This window comes from Nocardioides sp. JS614 (assembly GCF_000015265.1).
Lineage (GTDB): Bacteria > Actinomycetota > Actinomycetes > Propionibacteriales > Nocardioidaceae > Nocardioides.
In genome coordinates this window covers 2230862-2255634 of the sequence record NC_008699.1, presented here as the reverse complement: position 1 = coordinate 2255634, position 24773 = coordinate 2230862, and the positions used below count along the sequence as shown (strand labels likewise).

Below are 24773 nucleotides of genomic sequence, written 5' to 3'. Positions count from 1 at the left end.
CCATGTCGAACCTGTCCCCGAACCTCTCCCTGCCCCCGCTGCCCGGCCGGAACCATCTGGGCAAGCTGGGCGGCCAGCTCGGCGTCCTGCTGTGCCTGGTCGGGTTCCTCGTGATGTTCTTCGGCTGGAACGGCGCCGCCAGCCACAACTTCGTGCCCGCGCAGTTCCCGTTCCTGATCTCGGGCGGCATGGTCGGCCTGGGGGTCGTGGTGCTCGGCTCCGCGCTCGTCCTGGTCCAGAACCAGCGCGCCGACATGGCCCGGCTGGAGGCGGCACTCGAACGCGTCGCCCTCGCCGTGGAGCGGCAGGGCGGGACCTCCGCCGGGACACCGACCAGCCTGGCGGGGTACGTCGTCGCCGGCGGCTCGTCGTACCACCAGCCGGACTGCACGCTGCCCGAGGCCCGGACCGAGGCGCACATGATCCCCTTGGCCGACGTCGCCGGCAGCAACCTCGAGGCCTGCCGCGTCTGCCGGCCTCCCCAGTTCGGGCGGTTGGTCGACGGCACGCTCCGTCTGAGCGCCTCGGTCTAGCCCACAGGAGATCCGCCGTGCACGCACCCGCTCGCCCGTCCCGCTTCGCCGCCGTCCTGGCGGCGGCGTTCTCGCTCGTCGTCGCCGGCCTGGTCGCCACCGGCTCCGGCGCACAGGCCGCGGAGGACACCTTCACCGTCGCCGGCAGCGCGCGCCAGGTGTACGCCGTCGGGCTGCCGGCCGGGTCGCAGGCAACCCTGGTCGACGGCGCCGGTGACGAGGTCCGGACCCAGGCCGTCAACGAGCTGGGCGGCGTGCTGTTCCGCCACGTCAGGCCGGGCTCCGGCTACGTGGTGCGGGCGGCGTCCGGGACGGCCTCCGACCCGCTCACCGTGCACGGCAACAGCGCGAAGCAGTGGAACGAGAGCATCTACGACCAGACGATCCCCAGCGACGGCTACGGCTACCTGACCACCCGCGACGGCACGAAGCTCGCCTACTCCGTGCACCCGCCGACCGACCTCGGCGGCGTCGCGGGCGGCGGCACGCTGCCGGACCTCCCGACCGACGCGCCGTTCCCCACCCTGATCGAGTACTCCGGCTACGGGTACGCCAACCCGGCCGGCCCCGACAGCGGCATCGCCGCGGTCGCCAACGCGATGGGCTTCGCGGTCGTCGACATCCAGATGCGCGGCACCGGCTGCTCGGGCGGCGCCTTCGACTTCTTCGAGCCGCTCCAGTCCATCGACGGCTACGACATCGTCGAGACCGTCGCGCGCCAGCCGTGGGTCCAGGGCGGCAAGGTCGGGATGGTGGGCATCTCGTACGGCGGCATCAGCCAGCTGTTCACCGCGCAGACCCGGCCGCCGCACCTCGCCGCGATCTCACCACTGTCGGTCATCGACGCGACCGCGACCACGCTCTACCCCGGCGGCATCCTCAACACCGGCTTCGCGGTCGCCTGGGCCAAGGAGCGCCAGCAGCAGGCCCAGCCGGCCGGCACCGGCGCCGAGGGCACCCAGGCGTACGCCGAGCAGCGGATCACCGACGGCGACCAGACCTGCCAGGACAACCAGGTGCTGCACCCCGAGGCCGCCGACCTGATGACCAAGATCAAGCAGAACAGCCACTACCGCCCACGGGTGGCCGACCCGCTCGACCCGGTCTCGTTCGTGCACAAGATCACCGTGCCCACCTTCATGGCCTGCCAGTTCCAGGACGAGCAGACCGGCGGCCACTGCCCGGCACTGGTGCGGAACTTCACCGGGACCGACAAGTTGTGGTTCACGTTCACCAACGGCGCCCACATCGACTCCCTCGACCCGGAGACGCTCAACCGCCTCTACGACTTCTTGATGCTCTACGTCGCCGACGCGGCGCCGATCCAGAACTCCGCCCTGATCCAGCTCGCCGCGCCGGCCGTCTACCAGCAGGCGATGGGCATCTCGAGCGACCCGATCACGCTGCCACCGGACCCGGTCCAGCAGCAGCCGACGTACGACGCGGCGCTCGCGGAGTTCGAGAAGGCTCCGCCCGTGCGGGTGCTGTTCGACAACGGTGCGGGCGCCTCCCCGACCGGCACCCAGAGCCCCGGTGACCCCTACCCCGCCTACGAGAAGTCCTTCGAGTCCCTGCCCGTGCCCGGCACCAAGGCGACGTCGTGGTACCTCGGCGGCGGCAGCGCGCTGAGCGCGAAGGCGCCGACCCGGCCGAGCGTGGACCGCTACACCTCCGACCCGCGGGCCCTGGCCGGCAACGACTTCACCGGCAGCACCAGCGGCGGGGGCCTCTGGGGCAACGCCGCCCAGTGGAGCTGGGACTGGCAGCAGCGGGCCCACGGCACCGCGGTCTCCTACGTCTCACCCGAGCTGACCGAGGACCTGACGACCGTCGGCGCCGGCGCGGTCCACCTGTGGGTGCGCTCGTCGGCCCGCGACGTCGACTTCCAGGCGACGGTCAGCGAGGTCCGGGACGGGAAGGAGACGTTCGTGCAGAGCGGCTGGCTGCGCGGCAGCGAGCGCAAGCTCGCCACCACGGCCGACAACATCATGAAGCAGCAGCCCAGCCTGCTCCAGCCGATCCCCACGTTCCGCGCCGCGGACGTCCGGCCGCTGCCCGCCCACCGCTGGACGAAGGTCGTGATCCCCCTCTACTACCAGGGCCACGCCTACCGGAAGGGCTCGCAGATCCGGGTCACGATCTCGGCGCCGGGTGGCGAGCAGCCGATCTGGTCCTTCGCCGAGGCCCGTCCGCAGGGCAGGGCGGCAACCGTCCAGGTCGCGTCGTCGCGGCGGCACCCGTCCCGGCTGATCCTCCCGGTCGTCCCCGGCGTCACGATCGACTCCGAGGCGCCCCCGTGCCCGAGCCTGCGCAACCAGCCGTGCCGGGACTACGTGCCGTTCGAGAACCAGCCCGGCCGGGGCTAGGAAGGCGGACCACAGGGCGCCAGACTGGCCGGGTGACCGACGACCTCGCGGACCCGAAGGCGGCCCTGAAGCACTACCTCCAACGCAACCGCGAGGCGTTGGTGTGGAAGCTGGAGGGCCTGTCCGAGCGGGACCGCCGGCTGCCGCGGACGCCGACCGGGCTCACCCTGGCGGGCATCGTGAAGCACTGCGCGAACGTCGAGATCGGCTACTTCGGGACCACCTTCGGCCGGCCCTGGCCGACGCCCGAGGACGCCTGCTACGTCCCGCTGGAGGCGTACGACGCGGACCCGCAGGCGGACTGGTACCTGTCGGTCGACGTCTCGAGCGCCGACCTGGTGGCGTTCTACCGGCGGGTGTGGGAGTTCGCCGACCGGAGCATCGACGAGCTGGCCCTGGACGCCGTCGGTGCGCCGCCCTGGTGGGGCGACCCGGCCGAGCACCAGGTGACCCTGCACCACATGCTCGTCCGGGTGATCGACGACACCGCGCGCCACGCCGGTCAGGCCGACGTCGTGCGCGAGGCGATCGACGGCGCGGCCGGCCTGAACCCGTCCTCCCCGAACCTCCCCGGTGACGACTTCGACTGGGCCGGCTACCGGGCCAAGCTCACCGACATCGCCGACTCGCTGCCCCGGGAGGGCTGAGCACGCCCGAGAGCGGCGTTCTTGTTTCTAACAATCCTGCGTGTGACAATCTCGGCATGACGGGACCGACACTCGCGGATCAGCCCGCCCAGCTCCCGGCCCGCGTGCGGCGCACCGAGGTGCTCTCGATGCTGCGCCAGGCCGACCAGCCGCTGTCGGTCGCCGAGGTCGCGGAGGCGATGGGCCTGCACGTGAACACCGCGCGCTTCCACCTCGACGGCCTGGTCGAGGACGGCCTGGCCGAGCGGACCACGGAGCCGCGCGAGACCCCCGGCCGGCCGCGGATCCTCTACGCCTCCGACGGCCCCTCGCTGGGACCCCGCAGCTACGAGCTGCTCGCGGAGATGCTCACCGGCTTTGTCTCCTCGCTGCAGGACACCGGCTCCGGGACCGTCGAGCTCGGCAAGGCGTGGGGACGCCACCTCATCGAGCGGTCGGCACCGTCCGAGCGCGTCGACACCAGCGAGGCCGTGGTCCGCCTCGACCGGATGCTCGACGCCATCGGATTCCAGCCCGAGTCCGAGACCACCGACGCCGGCGCGGAGGTGCGGCTGCACCGCTGCCCGTTCCGCGAGGTCGCCGAGAAGCACACCGACGTCGTGTGCGCGATCCACCTCGGGCTGATGCAGGGTGCGCTCGAGGAGATCGACGCACCGGTGACTGCGACGTCGCTCCAGCCGTTCGTGACCCCGCACCTGTGCGTCGCCCGGCTGGAGCCACGAGCTTCGGCGTAGACCCGGGGGTCTTTGTTTTTAATGTGATCTCGCGGGATAATCGGACCGTGACCACTGCGAACCTCCCCCACGACCCGATCGACTGGCACGACGAGCGCGCGGAGTGGCTCGACTCGGTCAGCGGCCTGGTCCGCACCCACGGACCGCACGCCGCGAGCCTGCTCCTCCGCGACGTGGCCACCCACGCCGGCCGGCTCGGGGTCGCGACCGGGCCGCGTACGCCGTACCTCAACACGATCCCGACCCAGGAGTGGGCCGCCTATCCCGGCGACCTCGCCCTCGAGGAGCGGATCGACGCCTACCTGCGGTGGAACGCGATGGCGATGGTGGTCCGGGCCAACAAGCGCCACGCCGGCCTCGGCGGGCACCTGTCGACCTACGCGTCCACGCTGACCCTGTGGGAGGTCGGCTTCCAGCACTTCTTCCGCGGCCGCGGCTCGGCGGGCGAGGCCGTCGTCCCCGGAGACCAGGTGTTCTTCCAGGGCCACGCCAGCCCGGGCATCTACGCCCGGGCCTTCCTCGAGGGCCGGCTGAGCGCCGAGCAGCTCGACCACTTCCGGCGCGAGGTAGCCGGCGCGGGGCAGGGCCTCCCGTCGTACCCGCACCCCCGGAGCATGGCCGGCTTCTGGGAGTTCCCGACCGTGAGCCTCGGCATCGGCCCGCTGCACGCCGTCTACCAGGCCCGATTCAACCGCTACCTCGCCGCGCGCGGCCTCGCCGACACGGCGGCCGCCCGGGTGTGGTGCTTCGTCGGCGACGGCGAGATCGACGAGCCCGAGACGCTGGCCGCGATCCGGCTGGCCGCCCGCGAGCACCTGGACAACATCGTCTTCGTCGTCAACGGCAACCTCCAGCGCCTCGACGGGCCGGTCCGCGGCAACAGTCGCGTCCTCGACGAGCTCGAGGGCATCTTCGCCGGCGCGGGTTGGCACGTCCTCAAGGTGCTGTGGGGCAGCCGGTGGACCTCGCTCTTCGAGCGCCCCGGCGGCGAGGCCCTGCTCGACCGGCTCGAGGCGATGAACGACGGGGACCTGCAGCGGCTGGCGATCCTCGAGCCCGCCGAGCTGCGCGCGACCCTGTTCGGCGGCGGCGACGCCGCGCTGGAGGCGCTCGGCGCGACGCTCTCCGATGCCGACCTCGCCGGGCTGCGGCGCGGCGGGCACGACCCGCGAGCCGTCTACGCTGCGTACGCCGAGGCCGTCGCGCACCGGGGCGAGCCCACCGTGGTGCTGGCGCAGACGATCAAGGGCTACGCGCTCGGCCCGAACTTCGAGGGCCGCAACGCCACTCACCAGATGAAGAAGATGACGCCGGACCAGCTGCGCATCTTCCGCGACATCCTCCGGGTGCCGGTGACCGACGAGGAGCTGGCCGACGGGCTGCCGCCGTACCTGCCGCTGCCCGAGGGCTCGCCGGAGCTGGAGTACCTCCACGCCCACCGGCGCACGCTCGGCGGCGCGCTCCCCCGCCGGCCGCTGCGCCCCGCCGTCCTGGCCGCCCAGCCGGCCGACGCGCCCTTCACCCAGTTCGACGCCGGGTCCGGCAAGCGCACCGTGTCGACCACGGTCGCCTACACCCGGCTGCTGCACTCGCTGATGCGCGACCCCGAGGTCGGGCGGCGAATCGTGCCGATCGTCCCGGACGAGGGCCGCACCTTCGGCTACGAGCCGCTGTACAGCGAGTTCGGCATCTACGCGCCCGACGGGCAGCAGTACACGCCGGTCGACGCCGGCCTGCCGCTGTCCTACCGGGAGAGTGCGGACGGGCAGGTGCTGCAGGAGGGGATCACCGAGGCCGGCGGGCTCGCCGAGCTGACGGCGGCGGCCACGGCCGGGCACACCTGGGACACCGCGGTCGTCCCGTTCTTCACCTACTACTCGATGTTCGGCTTCCAGCGCGTCGGCGACCTGATCTGGGCCCTCGCCGACGCCCGGGGCCGCGGGTTCCTGGTCGGCGCGACGGCCGGTCGTACGACGCTCGCCGGCGAGGGCCTGCAGCACACCGACGGCTCCTCGCAGCTGGCCGCGCTCGCCGTCCCGAGCTGCCACGCCTACGACCCGGCCTTCGCCTACGAGACCGCCACCATCGTCCGCGACGGGATCCGGCGGATGTACGACGCCGGCGAGGAGTCCTTCTACTACCTGACCGTCTACAACGAGGACTACGTCCAGCCGGTCAAGCCGGTCGACTCCGGTGTCCGCAGCGTCAGCGTGGACGAGGCGATCGTCGCCGGCCTGTACCGGGTCGACGCGACCGAGGGCAATCGGCTCCCCCAGGTCCGCCTCCTGGCCTCCGGGCCGGCCGTCCGCACCGCGCAGCAGGCGGCCGCGGACCTGGCCGCGCGTGACGGCGTCACCGCCGAGGTGTGGTCGGTGACCAGCTGGAAGGCGCTGCGCGACGACGCGCTCGAGACCGAGCGCTGGAACCGCGAGCACCCCCACGAGCCGGCCCGCGTCAGCTACCTGCGCCGTGCCCTCGGCGACCTGCCGGTGCCGGTGGTCGCCGTGAGCGACTACGTGTCCGCGTTGCCGGACCAGATCGCGCGCTTCGTCGACGCCCCCTTCGTGAGCCTCGGCACCGACGGCTACGGCCTCTCCGACACGCGCGAGGAGCTCCGCGCCCACTTCGGTGTCGACGCGGAGGGGATCCGCGCGACGGCTGCCGGGGTCGCCGACCGGCCGGCGACCCACCGCGCGGCCCGCCCCGACGAGGGCCTGGTGGCCTGAGCTGCGGCACCGCACCGGTGTCGTTCGAACCGACCGAAGGAGACCGATCAAACCGATGATTGCCGAACGCACAGCCACGACCACCTGGCAGGGCGGCCTCGCCCGGGGCAACGGCCGGATCCAGCCGGACAGTGGTGCCTTCGACACCCTCCCGGTCACCTGGGCCGCCCGCACCGAGGCACCCGGCGGCAAGACCAGCCCGGAGGAGCTCGCCGCGGCGGCACACTCCTCCTGCTTCGCCATGGCGCTGAGCCTGTGCCTGGGCGAGCGCAAGGTCGAGGCTGAGGAGCTCACCGTCTCCTCGACGGTCAGCCTCGACGAGGTGGACGGCAAGCCCACCGTGGTCTCGTCCGCCCTGGTCGTCCGCGGCCGCGTCCCCGGCCTGGACACCGACGGCTTCCAGGCCGCCGTCGACGACGCGGCAGCGCTGTGCCCGATCTCCCGGCTCTTCGCCGGCGCGAGCATCAGCGTGAGCGCGGAGCTGGAGAACGCCTAGATGTCGGTGCTCGACGCCGTCCTGACCGGGGTGCTCGTCCTCGCGACGAGCATCTGGGTCGGGGGACTGGTCGCGATCATGGTCGTGGCCCGGATCGCGACCCGTGCCCTCGACCCGGTCGCCCGGGTCGCGCTGTTCCGCGGCCTCGGCCGCGTCTACCTCGTCGTCGGCACCGCGGCCCTGGCGGTCGGGTACGTCGCCGGCGGGCTGCTCCTGCGCGATGAGTCGTGGGGTCCGCTCCTGGTCGCCACGGTCGTGGTCGCAGTGGCGCTGGCCGCCGTCTTGGGGGTCGGCGTCGAGCAGGCCCGGCAGATGACCCGGCTGCGCCGCCGTGCCCTCGAGGCCCCAGCGGACCCCGCGCCGGCGCACTCCCTGGCCGACCAGGTGCGCCGGGGAGCGGTCCGGGCGGCCGTGCTGCGGGCCGGGATCGGCGTCTTGAGCCTGGCGCTGCTGGTGCTCGGCGTCGCGATCGCGGCGTGAACTCGCTCCGCGGTCGCGCCTTAGATACGATTCTGTCGTGACAAACGCCGCCCCGCCGCGACCGAGCTCGACACGCGCCGGCACCCCACGCGGGCTCCTCCTGCTCCCCGCCGGCCTGGCGATGCTCGCCGGGCTCGACGCCGCGCTGCTCCTCCTCGGGGTGCCGGCGCCGGTGACCACCGACCGGCTTCCCGACGTGCACGGCATGTTGATGGTGCTCGGCTTCGTCGGCACCCTGGTCTGCCTCGAGCGCTCCGTGGCCCTGGGCCGCCCGCTCGGCTACCTCGCGCCGGCGCTGCTCGGCGCCGGCGGCCTGCTGCTGCTCGCCCCGGTCCCGCTCGCGGTCGGGCGCACCGGCCTCTTGCTGGGGATGCTGGCGATGTCGCTCCTCTACGTGCCGCTCTGGCGTCGCCAGCGCGACGATGCCGTGCTCGTCCAGGCCCTCGGCGCGGTGCTCGGCGCCGGCGCCGCCGCGATGTGGCTCGGCGGCGCGCAGACCGCTCTCCTGGTGCCGTGGCTGGCCGGCTTCCTGGTGCTGACCATCGCCGGCGAGCGGCTCGAGCTGGCCCGGCTCGCGATGGGACCGAAGGCCGGCCCGACGCTCGTGCTGCTGTGCCTCACCGTGATGGCGGCGACAGTCGGCTCGCTGCTGTGGCCGGACGTCGGCTATCCGCTGGTCGGCCTCGCCCTGGCCGCCCTCACCGGCTGGCTGGTCGCCCACGACGTCGCCTGGCGGACCGTCCGCCGGGCCGGGCTGACCCGGTTCATGGCAGCCAGCATGCTGGCCGGGTACTTCTGGCTGCTGGTCGCCGCCGGCACCTGGCTGCTGCACGGCAGCGCGCTCTCGGGCGCGCCGTACGACGTCGTCATCCACGCCACGTTCCTGGGCTTCACGATCTCGATGATCATGGCGCACGCGCCCGTGATCCTCCCGGCCGTGTTGCGTCGCCCGCTGCCGTACCGGACCGTGCTCTGGGCGCCGCTCGTGGTGCTGCACGCCTCGCTGGTGCTGCGGCTCTGGATCGGTGACGCCCTCGGGGCGCACCTCGCCTGGCAGATCGGCGGGGCCGCGAACGTGGTCGCGCTGCTGTCCTTCTTCGCGCTCGCCGCGTGGTCCGTGCTGGCCGCGGCCCGGCGTCCCAGCACCGTTCCCGCCAAGGAGCGGGCCGCATGACCGTCATCGGGACCAGGAGCCGGCCGGTCGGCTCGGGCGCACGCCGGGGCTTCTCGCCGCTGCGCGACCTCCCCGCTCTGCTCTGGCTCATCGCCGTCGTCGTGGTGTCGCTGGCGCACCGTGAGCTGCCGGCGCCGCGGTGGCTGCTGATCCACCTGCTCCTGCTCGGTGCGGTCACCCACTCGATCCTGGTCTGGAGTCAGCACTTCACCGACGCGCTGCTGCACAACGCCCCCACGGCGGCGGCCTACCGCACCCGCTCGGTGCGGCTGCTGTTGTCGAACGCCGGCGCCGCACTGGTCCTGGTCGCGGTGCCCACCGACCGGTGGGTCCTCGCGACCGTGGGCGCCTCCGCGGTCGCCCTCGCCGTCGGCTGGCACTCGGTGTCCCTGGTCGGCCAGCTGCGACACGGACTCGGCTCCCGGTTCGCCGTCACCGTCCGCTACTACGTCGCCTCGGCGGCGCTGCTGCCGCTCGGCGCGCTGTTCGGCGTCCTGATGGCGCGCGGCCTCTCCGAGCACTGGCACGAGCGGATCATGCTCGCCCACGTCATGGTCAACGTGCTCGGCTGGATGGGGCTCACCGTGCTCGGCACGGTCGTCACGCTCTGGCCGACCATGCTGCGCACCCGGATCGCCGAGGGCGCCGAGCAGACGGCGCGGCGCGCGCTCCCGCTGCTGCTCGCCGGCCTGCTCATCGGCGTGGCCGGGTGCCTCCTCGACCTCCGGCCGGTCGCGGGCGCGGGACTGCTGGTGTACGCCGGCGCCCTGGCCCTGCTCGCCCGCCCGTTCGTGAGCGTGGCCCGGGCCAAGCCCCCGAGGCACTTCGCCACCTGGTCCGTGGCCGCCGCCGTGGCGTGGCTGGCCGGCCTGGTCACGGTCCTCGGGGTCGGTGTCCTGGTCGCGTCGAGCTGGATGGACGCGCACGAGCTGGCCGGCGCGATCACCCCGGGCCTGGCTGCCGGCTTCGGCGCCCAGGTGCTGCTCGGCGCCATGTCCTACCTGGTGCCGGTCGTCGTCGGCGGCGGGCCGTCCGGCGCGCGGGCGGCGAACGTCGAGATGGACCGAGGCGGCGCGCTCCGCGTCGCGATCACGAACGTCGGCCTGGTGGTCTTCCTGCTCCCCGCGCCCAGCCCCGTGCGGGTCGTGGTGTCGGCGGTCGTGCTCGTGGCCCTCGCGGCCTTCCTGCCGCTGATGATCCGGGCGTTGCGCGCCGCGCGCCGGGCCCGGCGGCTGCCGGTGGAGTCGGTGCCGAAGGGCGAGCGGACGGGACCGGCGCCGGTGGCCGCCGACCGGCCGCGCGGCCAGGTCACCGGCCTCGCCGCGACCGGGGTCGCGCTGGTCGTCCTCGCCGTGGCCGTGGGCGTCGCCGTCGACCCGACCGCACTGGCCGGGACCAGGCACGAGTCGTCGGCGGCCGGCATCGCCGCCTCCGGCGAGACCACCACGGTCGAGGTCACCGCCAAGGACATGCGGTTCACCCCCGACACCGTGCAGGTGCCGGCCGGCAACCGGCTGGTGATCGAGCTGAAGAACACCGACGACACCGACGTCCACGACCTGGTGCTCGACACCGGCATCGACAGCGGCCGGCTCGCACCCGGCGAGAGCTTGGTCCTCGACGTGGGTGTCGTCGGCCGCGACATCGAAGGCTGGTGCTCCGTGGTGGGGCACCGGCAGATGGGCATGGTCTTCCACGTCGAGGTGACCGGGCTCGACCAGGCGCGGGCCGCGGCGCCGGACGGCACCGCGTCAGGGACCGACCAGATGGCCGGCATGCCCGGCATGGACCACGGGCACGGCACTGCACAGGCCGGCGCGGCACCGCCCGGCACCACCGCGACGGGCGCCGCCGCCGACCTCGACTTCGCCGCCACCCCCGGGGCCGGCTTCGAGGCGCACGAGCCGACGCTCCCGCCGCTGGAGGGGTCGCAGGTGCACCGCCGTACCTTCCGCGTCTCGGAGATGACGGCCGAGGTCGCACCCGGCGTGCGCCAGCAGCTGTGGACCTACAACGGGACCATGCCCGGCCCCACCCTGCACGGACGGGTCGGCGACCGGTTCGTCATCCGGCTCGTCAACGACACCCAGCAGGGCCACTCCATCGACTTCCACGCCGGTGAGACCGCGCCGGACCAGAACATGCGCACGATCGCACCCGGCGAGTCGCTGGTCTACGAGTTCACCGCCCGGCGCTCGGGCATCTGGCTCTACCACTGCTCCACGATGCCGATGGCGGTGCACATCGCCAACGGCATGTTCGGCGCGGTGGTGATCGACCCGCCGAACCTGCCGCGCGTCGACAAGAGCTACCTGATGGTGCAGTCCGAGCTGTACCTCGGCGACCAGGACGGGCCGGTCGACGCCGCGAAGGTGATGGGCGAGCGGCCGGACGCCGTCGTGTTCAACGGCTACGCGAACCAGTACGACCACGACCAGATCGAGGTGAAGGTCGGCGAGCGGGTCCGGGTCTGGGTCCTCGACGCCGGCCCGAACCGGACCACGTCGTTCCACGTGGTCGGCGAGCAGTTCGACACCGTGTTCGCGGAGGGCGCGTACCTGCTCCGGCCCGGGAACGCCGAGCAGGGCGGCAGCCAGGCGCTCGCGCTCGGCCCGGCTCAGGGCGGGTTCGTCGAGCTCTCGTTCGACGAGCCCGGCCACTACCCGTTCGTCTCGCACCTGATGGTCGACGCCGAGCGCGGCGCCCACGGGATCTTCCACGTGACCCGCTGATCCCGGCCGACCCACTCGATTAAAACGATGCTATCGTTTCTAGTGCTTCAGCATTCGACCCGAGGAGAGATGAGCATGACCGATCGCCAGCTGGACGTCCGCGAGGAGATCCCGGCCCGCCGGCACGAGCTGATCTTCAGCACGTACCACGACCTCGCGCCCGGTGACGGCTTCGAGCTCGTCAACGACCACGACCCCAAGCCCCTGTACTACCAGCTCGACGCCGAGCACAAGGGCGAGTTCGCCTGGGACTACCTCGAGGAGGGCCCAGAGGTCTGGCGGGTCCGGATCGGCCGCGTCGCCGCGTCCTGAGAGTCAGCCGGGCCGGCTCGCGATCGCGAGCCGGCCCGGTTCTTCTCCCCAACCAGCGCCCGACAGGGCTCAGGCGCCGACCATGTAGGCGTGCCGCCAGGGCCCGCCGTTCGCCGAGGCCCACGGGAGCGCCGGCGGGTCCGGCACGAGTGGGTACCGGCCCGGGTCGGGCAGCGCCGGCTGCGGCGTGGCGCCGGCGCGGTTCATCTCCTTCTCGAGCCGGCGCAGCGCAGTCTCGCCGGCCACCGGCAGCGACCCGTCGACCACCAGGAGCGGCAGCGGCGCGGCGTTCAGGGACCGCCACCGAGCGGACCAGTCGCGGATCCGGCGGAACGCGTCCATCGTGATCGGCCCGCGGCTGGGGCTCACGGCCAGGCCGAAGTCGCTCAGCGGCACCGAGGTCGCGTGCCCACGCAGCACCGGGCCGGCCAGCAGCCGCCGGAGCACCTCCGTGCTCCCGATGTCGAGCCCCCGGCTCCAGTAGGCGGAGAACAGCAGGCGCCGCACGTCGTCGGCCACACCCGCGCCGTACGCCTCGGCGTAGCCGGCGACCGGGCCACGGGCGTTCGGCCGGAAGGCCGGGACCGACCGGGGCAGCTCCTCGCCCGGGACCAGCAGGCCGGCCACCACCTCGAGCTCGCGCTCCAGCGCCTCGCGCTCGGCCGCACTCATCCGGACGCCACCGACCGGCAGCCGGGGATCGGGCTCGATCGCACGCCAGTCGACCCGGACGCCGGCAGCCACCAGGGCGTCGGCGCGCGCGCTCGCCGCGAGGCACGCGGGCGAGCCGAAGTCGGCGTAGATCACCAAGCTCTGCTCCGGGTCCATCTCGACTCCTCCTCCGCGGGCTATTACATTTGTCACGAGAATACTCGTTAATACTCTCGTCGGCGAGTGGCGACGGTCACTCTTTCCGGGCCGAACCGGTTGCCGTCGGCCGGGCGCGAGTGGGACAGTCGTCCCATTCATGACTGGGTCGACCGTCCCAGTCGGCGGTCGGACTGCGGACGGAGGCGGGATGGCACGGATCAGCGTCACCCACCGGCGCGAGCTGCTCTTCGCGGCCGCCGTCCGGGTGCTGGCCCGCGACGGGCTGGCGGCGCTGTCGACCCGCGCGATCGTGGCCGAGGCGGGCATGTCGCTGGCCAGCTTCCACTACGCGTACGGGTCGCGCGAGGAGCTGCTGGGCGACATCGTCGCGTCGGTCGTCCGGGGCGAGCGCGAGGCCGGTCTCGCCGGCGTGCTCGGCGACGCGAGCTCACCCGCAGACGCGGTGCGCCGCGCGTTCGCGGCCTACCTCGACCTGGTCCGCGTCGACCCGGGCCGCGAGCAGGGCATGTTCGAGCTCACCCAGCACGCGCTGCGCACCCCGGCGCTGGCGCGGCTGGCAACCGAGCAGTACCAGCGCTACCACGAGGTCGCCGCCGAGCTGCTCGACCACGTGGCGGAGCGGTTCGACCGGCGCTGGGACTCCCCCACCGCCGACCTGGCGCGGCTCGTGGTCGCGCTGACCGACGGACTCACCCTGGCCTGGCTCGCCGACCGCGACGACGCCGCCGCCGAACGGCTGGCCGCCCGGGCCGCCGACGCCGTGCTCACGCACCTGGAGGAGCCATGACCGAGCGCTACGACGTGATCGTGGTCGGGGCCGGGACCTCGGGCCTCAACCTGGCCCGCGAGCTGGCGGCCGGCGGCCTGCACTGCCTGGTCCTGGAGGCGGGTGGCCGCTACGACCGGCACACCTACCCCCGCACCGAGGTCGACGGCTCGGCCCAGCTGTTCTGGGGCGGCGGCCTGGAGCTCAACGCCGATGCGTCGCTGGCGATCCTGCGCCCGAAGGTGGTCGGGGGCGGCTCGATCGTGAACCAGGCGCTGATGGACCGGTTCGACGACGTCGCGCTCGACGACTTCCGGGCGGCGAGCGGCGTCGACCTGTTCACCGAGACCGCGATGGCGCCGTACTACGACCGTGCCGAGGCCACCATCTGCCTGCAGACGGTGCCCGAGCGGCACCGCAACGGCAACGCGACGATCTTCGCCGAGGGCTTCAGCCGCAACGGCTACCGGCACGCGCCGCTGCGGCGCGCCCAGTCCGACTGCCGCTTCGAGGACGGCAACTCCTGCATCGAGTGCCTCTCGGGCTGCCGGATCGACTCCAAGCAGTCCACCGCGATCACGGCCCTGCCCGCGGCCGAGCGGCACGGCGCCGTGCTGCTCGCCGACGTCGAGGTGACCCGGGTCGCCGAGCGTCCCGACCGGGTGAGCGTGACCGGCCTGGTCGGCAAGCCCGGCAGCACGCGCACCGAGCAGACCTGGACGGCCGCCCGGCTGGTGCTGGCCGCCGGGGCGATCGGGAACTCGCGGCTGCTGCTGTCCTCCGGGTTCGGCGCGGAGCTGCCCGCGCTGGGGCGGAACTTCTTCACCCACCCGCAGTACATGAACTTCGGCGTCTTCGACGAGCCGGTCCGGGCGCACTCGGGACCGCTGCAGAACTACAAGTCCGCCGATCCAGGGTTCCGCCGACAGGGGTTCAAGCTCGAGAACGTGTTCGCCGGGCCGTCGTCCATCGCGATGCTGATGCCGGGGTTCGGCGCGGCGCACCTGGCGCTGATGCGCCGCTACGACCACCTGGGGTGCATCGAGGTGTGCGTGCGCGACACCACCCCGGGCCGGATCCGGCTCAACCGCAAGGGCGCCGTGGTGATCGAGAAGCGGCTCGGCGCCGAGGACCTGCGTCGCCGCGACGCCGGCGCCGCGGCGATCCGGAACATCTTCTTGTCCATGGGTGCGCGCCGGCTGGTCGAGGGCGACCTGGGGATCGGGCTGCACCTGATGGGCGGCTGCGCGATCGGGACCGATCCTGCCCGCTCGGTCGTCGACCCCGACTTCACCCTGCACGGCAGCCGGCGCATCCACGCCGCCGACTCGAGCGTGTTCCCGAACGCACCGGGGATCAACCCGGCGCTGACCATCGCCGCGCTCTCGATCCGGGCCGGCGAGTCGATCCTGGCCGCGGCGCGGAGATGAGGACGAGATGACGCACCAGCTGACCGCCACCCAGGCCCGGGGACTGCTCCGGCTGGGCGACGTGGTGATCCCCGGCGACGACCTGCTCCCCCCGTTCTCCCGGACCGTGGCCGCCTCCGAGGCCGACCGGATGCTGCCCTACCTGAGCGACGCGGACCGCTCGAGCCTGCTGCTGCTGCTCGACGCGTGCGGCCGACTCCCTCGCCCCGCGGTCCGGGCGCTGGTCGCCCTGGCCGCCGGCTGGCGGCGTACGCCGGAGCCGGCCGCGGCGGCGCTGCGGATGGCGCACATCGGCATCAAGGGGGTGGTGCACTCGCTGTACTGGTCCGACCTGCACCGACTGGGCATCCACCAGGTGATCGGCTACGACGCCCGGATCGACGCGGCGGCCTACGAGCGGTCGCTGCCGGCCAGCGAGGTCACGACCGAGGAGGAGCGGTGAACGAGGGCTTCGTACGCGCCGAGGTCGCGGGTGTCGTCGGGCGGGCCCGGAGCGGGCAGCGCTCGCTGGGCGCGCTGTCGGTGGCCGAGCGCCTGGTGCACCTGCGCGCCCTGCGCGGCGCGATCGCGGGCCGGGTCGACGAGATCGTCGACCGGGTGCAGACCGAGACCGGCAAGTCGCGCTCGGACATCTTGATGTCGGAGATCTTCGGCGCGATGGACGCGATCGCCTGGCTCGAGGCCAACGCCGACGAGGCGCTCGCCGACGAGAAGGTGCCCACACCGATGACCCTGATGGGCAAGAAGTCGCGGGTCTGGTTCCAGCCGCGCGGGGTCGTCCTCGTCATCTCGCCGTGGAACTACCCGTTCTTCCAGGCGGTCGTCCCGATCGCGAGCGCCCTGGCCGCCGGCAACGCGGTGGTCTACAAGCCGAGCGAGCACACCCCGTTGGAGGGACTGGTCGAGTCGCTGGCCGAGCAGGCGGCGATCGCGCCGCACTGGCTGCAGATCGTGTACGGCGACGGGTCGGTCGGCGCGGAGGTGATCGGGCAGCGACCCGACCAGGTGATGTTCACCGGGTCGACCCGCACCGGCCGGGCGATCCTGCGCCAGGCGGCCGAGCTGCTCATCCCCGTGGAGCTCGAGCTCGGCGGCAAGGACCCGATGATCGTCTTCGAGGACGTCAACATCGCCCGGACGGCGGCCGGGGCCGCGTTCGGGGCGCTCACCGCGGCCGGCCAGTCCTGCACCTCGGTCGAGCGGCTCTACGTCCACGAGTCGGTCCACGACGAGTTCGTCGACACCCTCGTCGAGGTGGTCTCGTCGCTGCGGCTCGTCGAGTCGCCCGGGGACGACCGCGACGGCGACGGCGACATCGGCTGCATGACCACCGACTTCCAGGTGCGTACCGTCGCCGAGCACGTCCTCGACGCCCGCGCCCGCGGCGCCCGGGTGCGCACCGGCGCCGACTGGGATGCGGCGGCGGTCCTGGACGGCCGGCCCGGCCTGTCCGGCCGGCCGTTCCGGCTGGTGCCGCCGATGGTGGTCACCGACCTGCCCGACGACGCGCTGCTGGCGACCGAGGAGACGTTCGGACCAGTGGTACCGGTGCTGCGATTCGCCGGCGAGCAGGAGGTGATCGAGCGCGCCAACGCCTCGGCGTACGGCCTGACCGCGAGCGTGTGGAGCGCCGACGCCGAGCGGGCCGAACGGGTCGCGCGGCAGCTGCGCTGCGGCGGCGTGTCGATCAACAACGTGATGGCCACCGAGGCGACTCCCGCGCTGCCGTTCGGCGGGGTCGGCGAGTCGGGCATGGGCCGCTACAAGGGCGTGGCCGGGCTGCGCGCGTTCACCAACCCGCAGGCGGTCGTCGTCGACTCCGACGGCACCAAGCTCGAGGCCAACTGGTACCCCTACACCGCCCGGAAGCACGCCCTGTTCACCTCGATGATGCGGGCCTGGTTCAGCGACGGACCGACCCGGTTGGCCCGGTTCGCGGTCGCCGGCGCGCGGCTCGAGCGCCATGCCCAGAAGGCTCGCCGTGAGTAGTCGCGCTCGCTAGCGTGGTGACCGGACGGAGGTCGCCATGGGCACACAGATCCTCACCGAGGTCGCCGCGCGGGTCGACGCACAGCGCGAGGAGGAGCTCCTCGTGGGCTTCCACCGGCTGCTCCAGGGGCCGGTGCCGGACGGGCTGGTGCGCACCGAGCTCCTGCGCGGCGCCGACGGCGAGTGGCGGATCCAGACGCTCTGGGCCAGCCGTGAGGCGCTGGACGCGATGCGCGCCCTCCCCGAGCCACCGGCCGCCCCGTCCCTGTTCCGCAGCGTCGGCGCGGAGCCGCACCTGGCCATCCTCGAGGTCGCGGGCCAGTACGCGGACCCGGTGCCCTGACGGGATCCGGATGCTCCCGCGGCCGCGCCGGCAAGGGCGCGGCCGCGGTCGTAGCCGTCAGAGGCCGATCTGGGAGTAGAAGGTCTGGTTGTCCCAGAAGAGGAACTCCTCATCCATGGTGCCCCGACGGTTCCAGAGTCCGACGGTGGCCATGTTGATCGCGTACTGCCGACCGGTCGGCTCGATGTACCCGCCCTTCCCGTCCGGCATCGGGTCCGAGAAGGTGCCCCGCATGACGCCGGTGACCGCGGTCAGGTTGCCCTTGGCGACCCGCAGCGGGTGTACCTGGATGTTGGTATCGGGCGCCCAGACGAACAGCGCCGCCAGGTCGTCGATGTGCTTCTGGATGCCGTCGGTGTAGTGGCCGTCCGGCCAGTGCACGCGCACGTGCTTGGCGTGACTCTCGCCCAGGCGCGCCCAGTCCGCGCTCGAGAAGACGGTGAAGTCCAGCTCGTCGAAGGTCTTGAGGTTGCGTCGCTCCTCGGCGGTCAGGTTCTTCGGGAACGGCGGGCTGGTGACGCCTCCCGCGGCCGGGTCGGGCAGCGGCGTCCAGCCGCGGAGCTGGCCCGATGCGGTCGCCTCCGCGGGCGTGAGCCCTGCATCCACGGCGCCGAGCGCCAGGGCTCCGAACGTCGCCAGGCCCGAGGCCCGCAGTGCGTCTCGTCGATTGATCATCTGGTCTCACCTTCCTGTTCGCGGACACTTACTTGTTGGTTCAAGTAAACGTTAGTTGTTCCTTCAACCAGTTGCCAAGGTCGTGTCCGCGGAGTGGAACGGATCCGCCCGAGTCGCACCGACGCGGCGGCGGTGCGCCTGCGCCGCCGCACCGGTGCGAGCTCGGGTCTCTAGAAGAAGCCGAGCGCGTCGGGCGAGTAGGACACCAGCAGGTTCTTGGTCTGCTGGTAGTGGTCCAGCATCATCTTGTGGGTCTCCCGGCCGATACCGGAGCCCTTGTAACCGCCGAAGGCCGCGTGCGCGGGATAGGCGTGGTAGCAGTTGGTCCACACCCGGCCGGCCTGGATCCCCTTGCCCGTCCGGAAGGCCCGCGAGCCGTCCCGGGACCAGACGCCGGCGCCGAGCCCGTAGAGCGTGTCGTTCGCGATCTTGAGTGCGTCGGCGTCGTCGTCGAACGACGTCAGCGCGACCACCGGGCCGAAGATCTCCTCCTGGAAGATGCGCATCGCGTTGTGGCCCTCGAAGACCGTGGGCTGGACGTAGTAGCCGCCCGCGAGGTCACCGCCGAGCTCGAGCCGGGCCCCACCGGTGAGGACGCCGGCGCCCTCCTGCTTGCCGATCTCGATGTAGGACAGGATCTTCTCGAGCTGGTCACGTGACGCCTGCGCGCCCATCATCGTCTCGGTGTCCAGCGGATTGCCCTGCTTGATGGCCTGGACCCGGGCGATCGCATCGGCGACGAACTCGGAGTAGATCGAGCGCTGCACCAGCGCCCGTGACGGGCAGGTGCACACCTCGCCCTGGTTCAGCGCGAACATCGCGAAGCCCTCGAGGGCCTTGTCGTAGAAGGCGTCCCGCGCGGCTGCGACGTCCTCGAAGAAGATGTTCGGGCTCTTGCCGCCGAGCTCGAGGGTGACGGGGATCAGGTTCTCGCTGGCGTACTGCATGATCAGCCGGCCGGTCGTGGTCTCCCCGGTGAAGGCGATCTTCGAGATCCGCGGGCTCGAGGCGAGCGGCTTGCCCGCCTCGACGCCGAACCCGTTCACGACGTTGACCACGCCGGCGGGCAGCAGGTCGCCGATGAGTTCGACCAGCTTCAGGATCGACCACGGGGTCTGCTCGGCGGGCTTCAGCACCACGGTGTTGCCCGCGGCGAGGGCCGGTGCGAGCTTCCAGACCGCCATCAGGATCGGGAAGTTCCACGGGATGATCTGGCCGACGACGCCGAGGGGCTCGTGGAAGTGGTAGGCGATGGTGTCCTCGTCGATCTGCGAGATCGTCCCCTCCTGTCCGCGCAGCACGCCCGCGAAGTAGCGGAAGTGGTCGATCGCGAGCGGCAGGTCGGCGTTGAGGGTCTCCCGGACCGCCTTGCCGTTGTCCCACGTCTCGATCACGGCAAGGTCCTCGAGGTGGGCCTGCATCGTGTCGGCGATCCGGAGCAGCGCGTTGGAGCGCTCGGCCGGGGAGGTGCGACCCCAGGCCGGCGCGGCGTTGTGCGCGGCGTCGAGCGCGGCCTCGATGTCCTCGGCGGTGCCGCGGGCGATCTCGGTGAACGGCTGACCGGTCACGGGCGAGATGTTCTCGAAGTACGCGCCCTTGATCGGCGGGACCCACTCCCCGCCGATGAAGTGCCCGCAGCGGGCCTGCACGGAGATGGTCGAGCCGGCGGTTCCCGGCGGTGCGAAGACGGTCATGGTGGACTCCGTTCCTGGGTGGAGGTGACAGCCGTCACACCGTAGGAACGGTCACGTTGCGACCACGTTGCACGGGACGCTCAGCGGCCGGGTGGGCGCCACCCGAGCTCGCGGTCCAGCCGGGCCAGCTGGCCCTCGACGAGGGCCCGCATCGGTGAGCCGGTCGCGAGTGCGGCACGCTGCGCCGACCACATCTCGTAGTCGTCCGCGCCCCAGGACGAGCGGGTCCAGGTCGACATCAGGTCGGCGGCGCCGCTGGTCAGCACCGCGTGGCGGAGGGTGCTGTCGACGGCCTGCCGCATGGCCGCGACGCCGGGCGCGGTGGAGCGGGCCAGCAGCGGCCCTCGGTAGCCCCGCATCGCCGCCCGTACGTCGCCGGCCGCCGCCTGCGCCTCGACCGCGAGCCAGTCGGCGGCGATGTTGGCCATCAGCCGGTAGGGACGAGACGCCAGCAGGTCGGCCCCGAGCAGGCCGCGGAGCCGGTTGAGCTCGGCTCGCAGGGTGGACGACCCGCCGTCCTCGTCGTACATCAGGGCCGCCAGCTCGTCGCCGGTCAACCCGGAGGTCGAGCCGGCCAGCAGCACCAGGATCTCGCTGTGCCGGCGGGAGAGGCGCAGCTGCGGCGAGCCGACGCCGTCCGAGGTCACCGTGAGCAGGGCCTCAGAGCGCCCCAGCGCCTCGATCACCATCAGGGTGCCGCGCGCAGGTGCCGCCGCCTCGGGCCGGACCCGGGCCTGCTCACGAGCCAGCTCGGCCTCCGCCATCCGGGCCGCGGCCCGCACCATCGCCATCGCCTGGGGTACGGCGAGCTGCGGGCCACCGGTCACGTCGAGGACACCGAGCAGGCCGGAGGTGACCGGGTCGTGGATCGGTGCCGCCACGCAGCTCCAGTCCTGCACCGACTCGCGGAAGTGCTCGGACCCCAGCACGCCGATCGGCCGGCCGAGCTGGAGCGCCAGCCCCGGCGCGTTGGTGCCGGCCAACCGCTCGTCCCAGTTGCTGCCCTCGACGAAGCCGATCGACTCGGCCCGGCGCTGGATCGAGCCGGTCCCACACACCCACAGCAGCTGGCCTTCAGCGTCCGATACGGCCATCAGCGACCCGGTGTCGCGGGCGGCCTGGCCGAGGATGTCGTCGAGCAGCGGGAAGACCCGAGCCAGCGGATGGGCGGCGCGGTGGGCGCGCAGCTCGTCGTCGGGCAGGGTGATCGGGGCCTCCGGCGCCTCCTTCTGCACGCCGGCCGCCGCCGACCGGTGCCAGCTGGCCGCGACGTCGGCGCGCAGGCCACCGGTCACCTGCTCGGGGTCGTCACCGGACGCGCTCGGCCCACGCATGCGCCCACGGTACGCGCGAACCGGCCCCGGCGTGACCGTCCCGCGGCGCCTCGACGTCGGACATCGGCGAGGGTGGGCACGTGAGGATGAGGTTGTCAACGCCTGACCGGCCGGTCAGGTCAGCGGCGGCACCGGTCCGCCCGGGAAGATCTGCGCCGCGTCACCGGGTTCCCCCGGCATGAGCATCCCGCCCGGGCCCGACGAGGCCGCCCGTCGGCGAGCCTTCCGCGACTTCGTGGAGCCCGAGATCGAGTTGATGCTGCGCGTCGCGCGAAGCATGACGTCCGGGGACGCCGATGCCGAGGACCTGGTGCAGGAGTCACTCCTGCGGGCGTACCGCGGGCTGCACCGCTTCGACGGCAGCCACCCCCGCGCCTGGCTGCTCACCATCCTGCGCAACACGAACGCCAACCTGCACCGACGGCGGCGGCCGATCACCATCGACGACGCCCAGCTCCATGCGGCGTCGCGCCCCGCGTTCGGGCACTCCGAGCTGCCGAGTGCCGAGCAGTCCTTCTTGGACGAGGAGCTCGACGAGAAGCTTCACAACGCGATCGCCGCACTCGACCCGCGATTCCGGGCCGCCCTGATCCTGGTCGACCTGCACGATCTCAGCTATGCCGAGGCCGCCGCAGTACTCGATGTCCCCGTCGGGACGGTGATGTCCCGACTGAGCCGCGCCCGCGATCGGCTGCGGCGGAGTCTCGGCCCCACCACCCTGTCCCGAGGAGGGCTGTCATGAGCGGAACCCTGAGGCAACTGCTGAGCTGCCACTGGTCGGCGCGACGGATCCAGCGCTACCTCGACGCGGACCCGTCGGCTCCTCTCACCCCAGGCGAGGTGGCTCGGCTCGAGGCGCATCTGTCCACGTGCGAGAAGTGCAGCGGCGTCGTCGTCGAGCACCGCACGCTGCACCAGGCCCTGTCGCTGTGGTCGAGCCGCGCCTACGTCGACCCGTCGGCGGTGGACCGGGTCCGGCACTTCCTCGACGACATCACCGAGGGACGGACCGGATGAGCGCCGGACACCCCAGGGGAGACGGCCCCTGGGACCTGGTGATCATCGGGGGCGGCACCGCCGGCATCGTGGGTGCCAAGACCGCGGCCCGCTTCGGGGCGCGGGTTCTCCTGATCGAACGCGACCGTACCGGTGGCGACTGTCTGTGGACCGGCTGCGTGCCGTCAAAGGCGCTCCTCGCGGCCGCGGACGTGGCGGCCACCGCGCGCTCCGGTCATCGGCTCGGGGTTGAGGCCTACGGTGTCTCGGTCGACTTCCACGCCGTGCTGGGCCATGTCCGCGGAGCCATCGACCACATCGCGCCGATCGACTCACCCCAGGCGCTCGAGGCCGAGGGTGTCACCGTGTGGCGCGGCGACGCGAAGTTCACGGGTCGCGACCAGGTCGCCGTCGGCGATCGACGCGCCACCTTCACCCAAGCGCTCCTGGCGACCGGGGCTGCCCCGGCCGTCCCGCGCATCCCGGGTCTGGCGCAGACGCCACACCTGACGAGCGACTCAGTCTGGCAACTCGACCGGCTCCCCGAGGACCTGGTCGTGCTCGGTGGCGGCAGCATCGGTTGCGAGCTGGGGCAGGCGTTCGCCCGGCTCGGCTCCCGGGTGACCGTCGTCGAGGGTGCGCCCCGGCTGCTCCCCCGCGAGGACGCAGACGCTGCCACCGCCGTCACCACCGGCCTGCGCACTGACGGCGTCGACGTCATCACCGGCGTGGCGGTCACCCGGGTCGGACAAGGCGGCGGGCGGCCCCGCCTGGAACTGGCCGACGGCCGCGCCCTGGCGTTCAGCCAGCTGCTGGTAGCGGTGGGCCGGTCGCCGCGGACCCACGGCATGGGACTCGAGCTGGCGGGGGTCGAGGTCACCGACCACGGGTTCGTGCGCACTGACAGCCACCTCCGCACCACGAACCCGCGGATCTGGGCTGCCGGCGATCTCACCGGCCACCCCCAGTTCACCCACACCGCCGGCGTCCACGGCAGCCTGGCCGCCAGCAACGCGGTCCTCGGCGTCCGCCGCAAGGTCGATCTCAGCGCGATCCCGCGGGTGACCTACACCCAGCCCGAGGTGGCCGCGGTCGGGGTGGGGACCGAGTCGCCGCCGGACGGGTTGCGGCGGCTGACGTGGCAGCACACCCGCGTGGACCGGGCGGTGACCGAGCTGGCCACCGGCGGGTTCACCCGGCTGACGGTCGATCGACGTGGCCGCCTGGTCGGCGCGACGGTCGTCGGCCCGCGGGCCGGCGAGAGCATCGGCGAGCTGACGCTGGCCATCAGCCAGGGCCTACGCACCCGGGACCTCGCCGGCGTCACCCATGCCTACCCGACCTGGAACGACGGGCTCTGGCAGGCAGCAATCGCGGACCTGCGCGATCAGCTCGCGCGCCCGGGCACCAGACGGGCCCTCGGCATGCTGGCCCGCAGCCGCCGGTGGTGGCTCAACCGCGCCAGCAGCTGACCGATCGCGACCGTGCGACCGTGGGAGGATCGACGGCACACCAGTCCCGCCGTGAGGATCGGACAACCGTGACGCACCTTCCCTCGCTGCCCGAGGACGCTGAACGCGTGCGACTACCTCAGGATTTCCGGTCGCCGGCTGACCGAGGGCGGTTGCGCCAGGCTCAAGGACCTGCTCTGACTGTGAGAGGGAAGCCGACCCGCTGCTGCCGATCCCGGGCCGCTGGCGCGGCATCGACAGCAGCACAGCGAGCCGCTTGTTCTCGTCGGGGTCCAGGACACTGTGCTGGACGCACGCGGGCACGAGTTCACCCGTGTCCGGATGCGCCATGTGGTAACTGCACGCCGCCAACCGCTCCTGGGCGGCCCGCACGTTCGGCTCCTCGGCCGTCACGCCGGCAGCCGTGGCCTGCTGGGCTGCCGCGACGACATCCGCGTCCATGAAGGCGTGGACCACCAGGGTGAGGGCTGAGATCTCGCCGCGCGTCAGGCAGCGGGCGACCCGGACCGGACCACCGGCTCGGCGAACGACACGGAGGGCCCAGCCGAGCGCCGGCGCCGCGTGCCACGGCCGGCGGAGGAACGCCCGGACCAGCGTCGCCGCGATCAGCCCCGGTCGCGACGCGTCGAGGGACAGTCCGCCGTAGCGGGACAAGTAGAGATCGCGCGCCGCAAGGTCCCGTGGCGACGAGGGGTCCAGCAGCGGGACCCACGTGGTGTCGGCCATGACGCCGATCGCCGTCCGGTTGCAGCGCGGGTCGCCGAACTGCACGGCCTCACACGGCAGTCGCTGCCCCAGGCCCGCCTCGAGCTCGGCCCACACATCGTCGATCCCGATGCCGCGCCCGTCTGCCGGCCAGCGCCGGTCGTCACCGACGAGGGCCGCCGGCTGGAACGACATCATCTGGTAGCCCATCCGGCTGACCTCCCGCGCGACCCGACCTACCTCGGGCAGGTTGTCGGCGGTGACCGTCATGTTGTGGGCAAGATAGGACCGTAGCCCCTTCCGGGCGCGCAGGTCCTCGAACATCGCCACGAACGCCC

The 24773-nt window shown here is 72.8% G+C and carries 22 protein-coding genes; 18 read left to right on the top strand and 4 right to left on the bottom strand.

Going from position 1 to position 24773, the window contains the following annotated elements:
* The first annotated feature begins 2 nt into the window (after positions 1 to 2).
* The 10 genes from NOCA_RS27080 to NOCA_RS12090 all read left to right on the top strand — a co-directional run bounded on the left by NOCA_RS27080 (position 3) and on the right by NOCA_RS12090 (position 12200).
* On the top strand, positions 3 to 533 hold the full coding sequence (locus NOCA_RS27080; protein WP_011755564.1) for a hypothetical protein: 531 nt from the start codon (positions 3 to 5) through the stop codon (positions 531 to 533).
* A gap of 17 nt (positions 534 to 550) precedes the next feature.
* Positions 551 to 2899, top strand: a complete 2349-nt coding sequence (locus NOCA_RS12130) for a CocE/NonD family hydrolase (RefSeq protein WP_011755563.1) — start codon at positions 551 to 553, stop codon at positions 2897 to 2899.
* Between the two features lie 32 nt (positions 2900 to 2931).
* Positions 2932 to 3546 carry a DinB family protein gene (locus tag NOCA_RS12125; RefSeq protein WP_011755562.1) on the top strand — a complete coding sequence of 205 codons (615 nt, stop codon included), beginning with the start codon at positions 2932 to 2934 and terminating at the stop codon, positions 3544 to 3546.
* 56 nt (positions 3547 to 3602) lie between these two features.
* Entirely contained in the window at positions 3603 to 4280 is a 678-nt protein-coding gene (locus tag NOCA_RS12120; RefSeq protein ID WP_011755561.1) for a helix-turn-helix transcriptional regulator, read from the top strand.
* A gap of 47 nt (positions 4281 to 4327) precedes the next feature.
* Positions 4328 to 7006, top strand: a complete 2679-nt coding sequence (gene aceE, locus NOCA_RS12115; protein ID WP_011755560.1) for a pyruvate dehydrogenase (acetyl-transferring), homodimeric type — start codon at positions 4328 to 4330, stop codon at positions 7004 to 7006.
* A 55-nt stretch (positions 7007 to 7061) separates the two neighbouring features.
* Positions 7062 to 7502, top strand: coding sequence for an OsmC family peroxiredoxin (locus NOCA_RS12110; protein WP_011755559.1), 441 nt, complete (start codon positions 7062 to 7064; stop codon positions 7500 to 7502).
* Positions 7503 to 7982 (top strand): hypothetical protein, encoded by a 480-nt coding sequence (locus NOCA_RS12105; RefSeq protein WP_011755558.1) that lies wholly within the window; start codon positions 7503 to 7505, stop codon positions 7980 to 7982. It abuts the gene before it with no gap.
* A gap of 37 nt (positions 7983 to 8019) precedes the next feature.
* Positions 8020 to 9156, top strand: a complete 1137-nt coding sequence (locus NOCA_RS12100; RefSeq protein ID WP_011755557.1) for a hypothetical protein — start codon at positions 8020 to 8022, stop codon at positions 9154 to 9156.
* A complete protein-coding gene (locus tag NOCA_RS12095; RefSeq protein ID WP_011755556.1) occupies positions 9153 to 11888 on the top strand; it encodes a multicopper oxidase domain-containing protein in 2736 nt (911 codons plus the stop codon). Before NOCA_RS12100 ends, NOCA_RS12095 begins: the two co-directional genes overlap by 4 nt.
* 75 nt (positions 11889 to 11963) lie before the next feature.
* Entirely contained in the window at positions 11964 to 12200 is a 237-nt protein-coding gene (locus NOCA_RS12090; RefSeq protein WP_011755555.1) for a DUF2249 domain-containing protein, read from the top strand.
* Positions 12201 to 12269: 69 nt separating this feature from the next.
* Here NOCA_RS12090 and NOCA_RS12085 read toward each other — a convergent pair whose 3' ends face one another.
* The gene (locus tag NOCA_RS12085; protein ID WP_011755554.1) at positions 12270 to 13028 is read right to left on the bottom strand and encodes a DsbA family oxidoreductase; all 759 of its coding nucleotides are present in this window, start codon (positions 13026 to 13028) and stop codon (positions 12270 to 12272) included.
* A gap of 190 nt (positions 13029 to 13218) precedes the next feature.
* On the opposite strand from NOCA_RS12085, the gene NOCA_RS12080 reads away from it, so the two are divergent.
* The 5 genes from NOCA_RS12080 to NOCA_RS12060 are packed head-to-tail and all read left to right on the top strand — an operon-like array spanning position 13219 to position 17559.
* Positions 13219 to 13818, top strand: coding sequence for a TetR/AcrR family transcriptional regulator (locus NOCA_RS12080; protein ID WP_011755553.1), 600 nt, complete (start codon positions 13219 to 13221; stop codon positions 13816 to 13818).
* Positions 13815 to 15227, top strand: a complete 1413-nt coding sequence (locus tag NOCA_RS12075) for a GMC family oxidoreductase N-terminal domain-containing protein (RefSeq protein ID WP_011755552.1) — start codon at positions 13815 to 13817, stop codon at positions 15225 to 15227. Before NOCA_RS12080 ends, NOCA_RS12075 begins: the two co-directional genes overlap by 4 nt.
* 7 nt (positions 15228 to 15234) lie before the next feature.
* The gene (locus NOCA_RS12070) at positions 15235 to 15669 is read left to right on the top strand and encodes a hypothetical protein (RefSeq protein ID WP_011755551.1); all 435 of its coding nucleotides are present in this window, start codon (positions 15235 to 15237) and stop codon (positions 15667 to 15669) included.
* Positions 15666 to 17216, top strand: coding sequence for an aldehyde dehydrogenase family protein (locus NOCA_RS12065; RefSeq protein WP_011755550.1), 1551 nt, complete (start codon positions 15666 to 15668; stop codon positions 17214 to 17216). Before NOCA_RS12070 ends, NOCA_RS12065 begins: the two co-directional genes overlap by 4 nt.
* Before the next feature lie 37 nt (positions 17217 to 17253).
* Positions 17254 to 17559, top strand: a complete 306-nt coding sequence (locus NOCA_RS12060; RefSeq protein ID WP_011755549.1) for a hypothetical protein — start codon at positions 17254 to 17256, stop codon at positions 17557 to 17559.
* 57 nt (positions 17560 to 17616) lie between these two features.
* Here NOCA_RS12060 and NOCA_RS12055 read toward each other — a convergent pair whose 3' ends face one another.
* From NOCA_RS12055 to NOCA_RS12045, 3 genes are all read right to left on the bottom strand, one after another.
* The gene (locus NOCA_RS12055; RefSeq protein ID WP_011755548.1) at positions 17617 to 18234 is read right to left on the bottom strand and encodes an ester cyclase; all 618 of its coding nucleotides are present in this window, start codon (positions 18232 to 18234) and stop codon (positions 17617 to 17619) included.
* A 170-nt stretch (positions 18235 to 18404) separates the two neighbouring features.
* Positions 18405 to 19928, bottom strand: coding sequence for an acetaldehyde dehydrogenase ExaC (gene exaC, locus NOCA_RS12050; protein ID WP_011755547.1), 1524 nt, complete (start codon positions 19926 to 19928; stop codon positions 18405 to 18407).
* An 80-nt stretch (positions 19929 to 20008) separates the two neighbouring features.
* Complete coding sequence (locus NOCA_RS12045) at positions 20009 to 21262, bottom strand: GAF domain-containing protein (RefSeq protein ID WP_011755546.1); 1254 nt, start codon at positions 21260 to 21262, stop codon at positions 20009 to 20011.
* 178 nt (positions 21263 to 21440) lie between these two features.
* On the opposite strand from NOCA_RS12045, the gene NOCA_RS12040 reads away from it, so the two are divergent.
* From NOCA_RS12040 to NOCA_RS12030, 3 genes are read left to right on the top strand one after another with little or no spacing between them, the layout of a single operon-like run.
* Positions 21441 to 22004 (top strand): RNA polymerase sigma factor, encoded by a 564-nt coding sequence (locus NOCA_RS12040; RefSeq protein ID WP_011755545.1) that lies wholly within the window; start codon positions 21441 to 21443, stop codon positions 22002 to 22004.
* Positions 22001 to 22279, top strand: coding sequence for a zf-HC2 domain-containing protein (locus tag NOCA_RS12035; protein ID WP_011755544.1), 279 nt, complete (start codon positions 22001 to 22003; stop codon positions 22277 to 22279). The genes NOCA_RS12040 and NOCA_RS12035 overlap by 4 nt, the downstream gene beginning before the upstream one ends.
* Complete coding sequence (locus tag NOCA_RS12030; RefSeq protein WP_011755543.1) at positions 22276 to 23730, top strand: dihydrolipoyl dehydrogenase family protein; 1455 nt, start codon at positions 22276 to 22278, stop codon at positions 23728 to 23730. Before NOCA_RS12035 ends, NOCA_RS12030 begins: the two co-directional genes overlap by 4 nt.
* The last annotated feature ends 1043 nt before the right edge of the window (positions 23731 to 24773 follow it).

Excerpts from the sequence above, each read along its gene's own strand:
- NOCA_RS12060 (WP_011755549.1), top strand. The coding sequence starts at position 17,254 with ATGGGCACACAGATCCTCACCGAGGTCGCCGCGCGGGTCGACGCACAG.
- NOCA_RS12095 (WP_011755556.1), top strand. The coding sequence starts at position 9,153 with ATGACCGTCATCGGGACCAGGAGCCGGCCGGTCGGCTCGGGCGCACGC.
- NOCA_RS12045 (WP_011755546.1), bottom strand. The coding sequence starts at position 21,262 with ATGCGTGGGCCGAGCGCGTCCGGTGACGACCCCGAGCAGGTGACCGGT.
- NOCA_RS12070 (WP_011755551.1), top strand. The coding sequence starts at position 15,235 with ATGACGCACCAGCTGACCGCCACCCAGGCCCGGGGACTGCTCCGGCTG.
- NOCA_RS12105 (WP_011755558.1), top strand. The coding sequence starts at position 7,503 with ATGTCGGTGCTCGACGCCGTCCTGACCGGGGTGCTCGTCCTCGCGACG.
- exaC (WP_011755547.1), bottom strand. The coding sequence starts at position 19,928 with ATGACCGTCTTCGCACCGCCGGGAACCGCCGGCTCGACCATCTCCGTG.
- NOCA_RS12090 (WP_011755555.1), top strand. The coding sequence starts at position 11,964 with ATGACCGATCGCCAGCTGGACGTCCGCGAGGAGATCCCGGCCCGCCGG.
- NOCA_RS12120 (WP_011755561.1), top strand. The coding sequence starts at position 3,603 with ATGACGGGACCGACACTCGCGGATCAGCCCGCCCAGCTCCCGGCCCGC.
- NOCA_RS12080 (WP_011755553.1), top strand. The coding sequence starts at position 13,219 with ATGGCACGGATCAGCGTCACCCACCGGCGCGAGCTGCTCTTCGCGGCC.
- NOCA_RS12040 (WP_011755545.1), top strand. The coding sequence starts at position 21,441 with ATGAGCATCCCGCCCGGGCCCGACGAGGCCGCCCGTCGGCGAGCCTTC.
- NOCA_RS12085 (WP_011755554.1), bottom strand. The coding sequence starts at position 13,028 with ATGGACCCGGAGCAGAGCTTGGTGATCTACGCCGACTTCGGCTCGCCC.
- NOCA_RS27080 (WP_011755564.1), top strand. The coding sequence starts at position 3 with ATGTCGAACCTGTCCCCGAACCTCTCCCTGCCCCCGCTGCCCGGCCGG.
- NOCA_RS12110 (WP_011755559.1), top strand. The coding sequence starts at position 7,062 with ATGATTGCCGAACGCACAGCCACGACCACCTGGCAGGGCGGCCTCGCC.
- NOCA_RS12075 (WP_011755552.1), top strand. The coding sequence starts at position 13,815 with ATGACCGAGCGCTACGACGTGATCGTGGTCGGGGCCGGGACCTCGGGC.
- NOCA_RS12030 (WP_011755543.1), top strand. The coding sequence starts at position 22,276 with ATGAGCGCCGGACACCCCAGGGGAGACGGCCCCTGGGACCTGGTGATC.
- NOCA_RS12035 (WP_011755544.1), top strand. The coding sequence starts at position 22,001 with ATGAGCGGAACCCTGAGGCAACTGCTGAGCTGCCACTGGTCGGCGCGA.
- NOCA_RS12055 (WP_011755548.1), bottom strand. The coding sequence starts at position 18,234 with ATGATCAATCGACGAGACGCACTGCGGGCCTCGGGCCTGGCGACGTTC.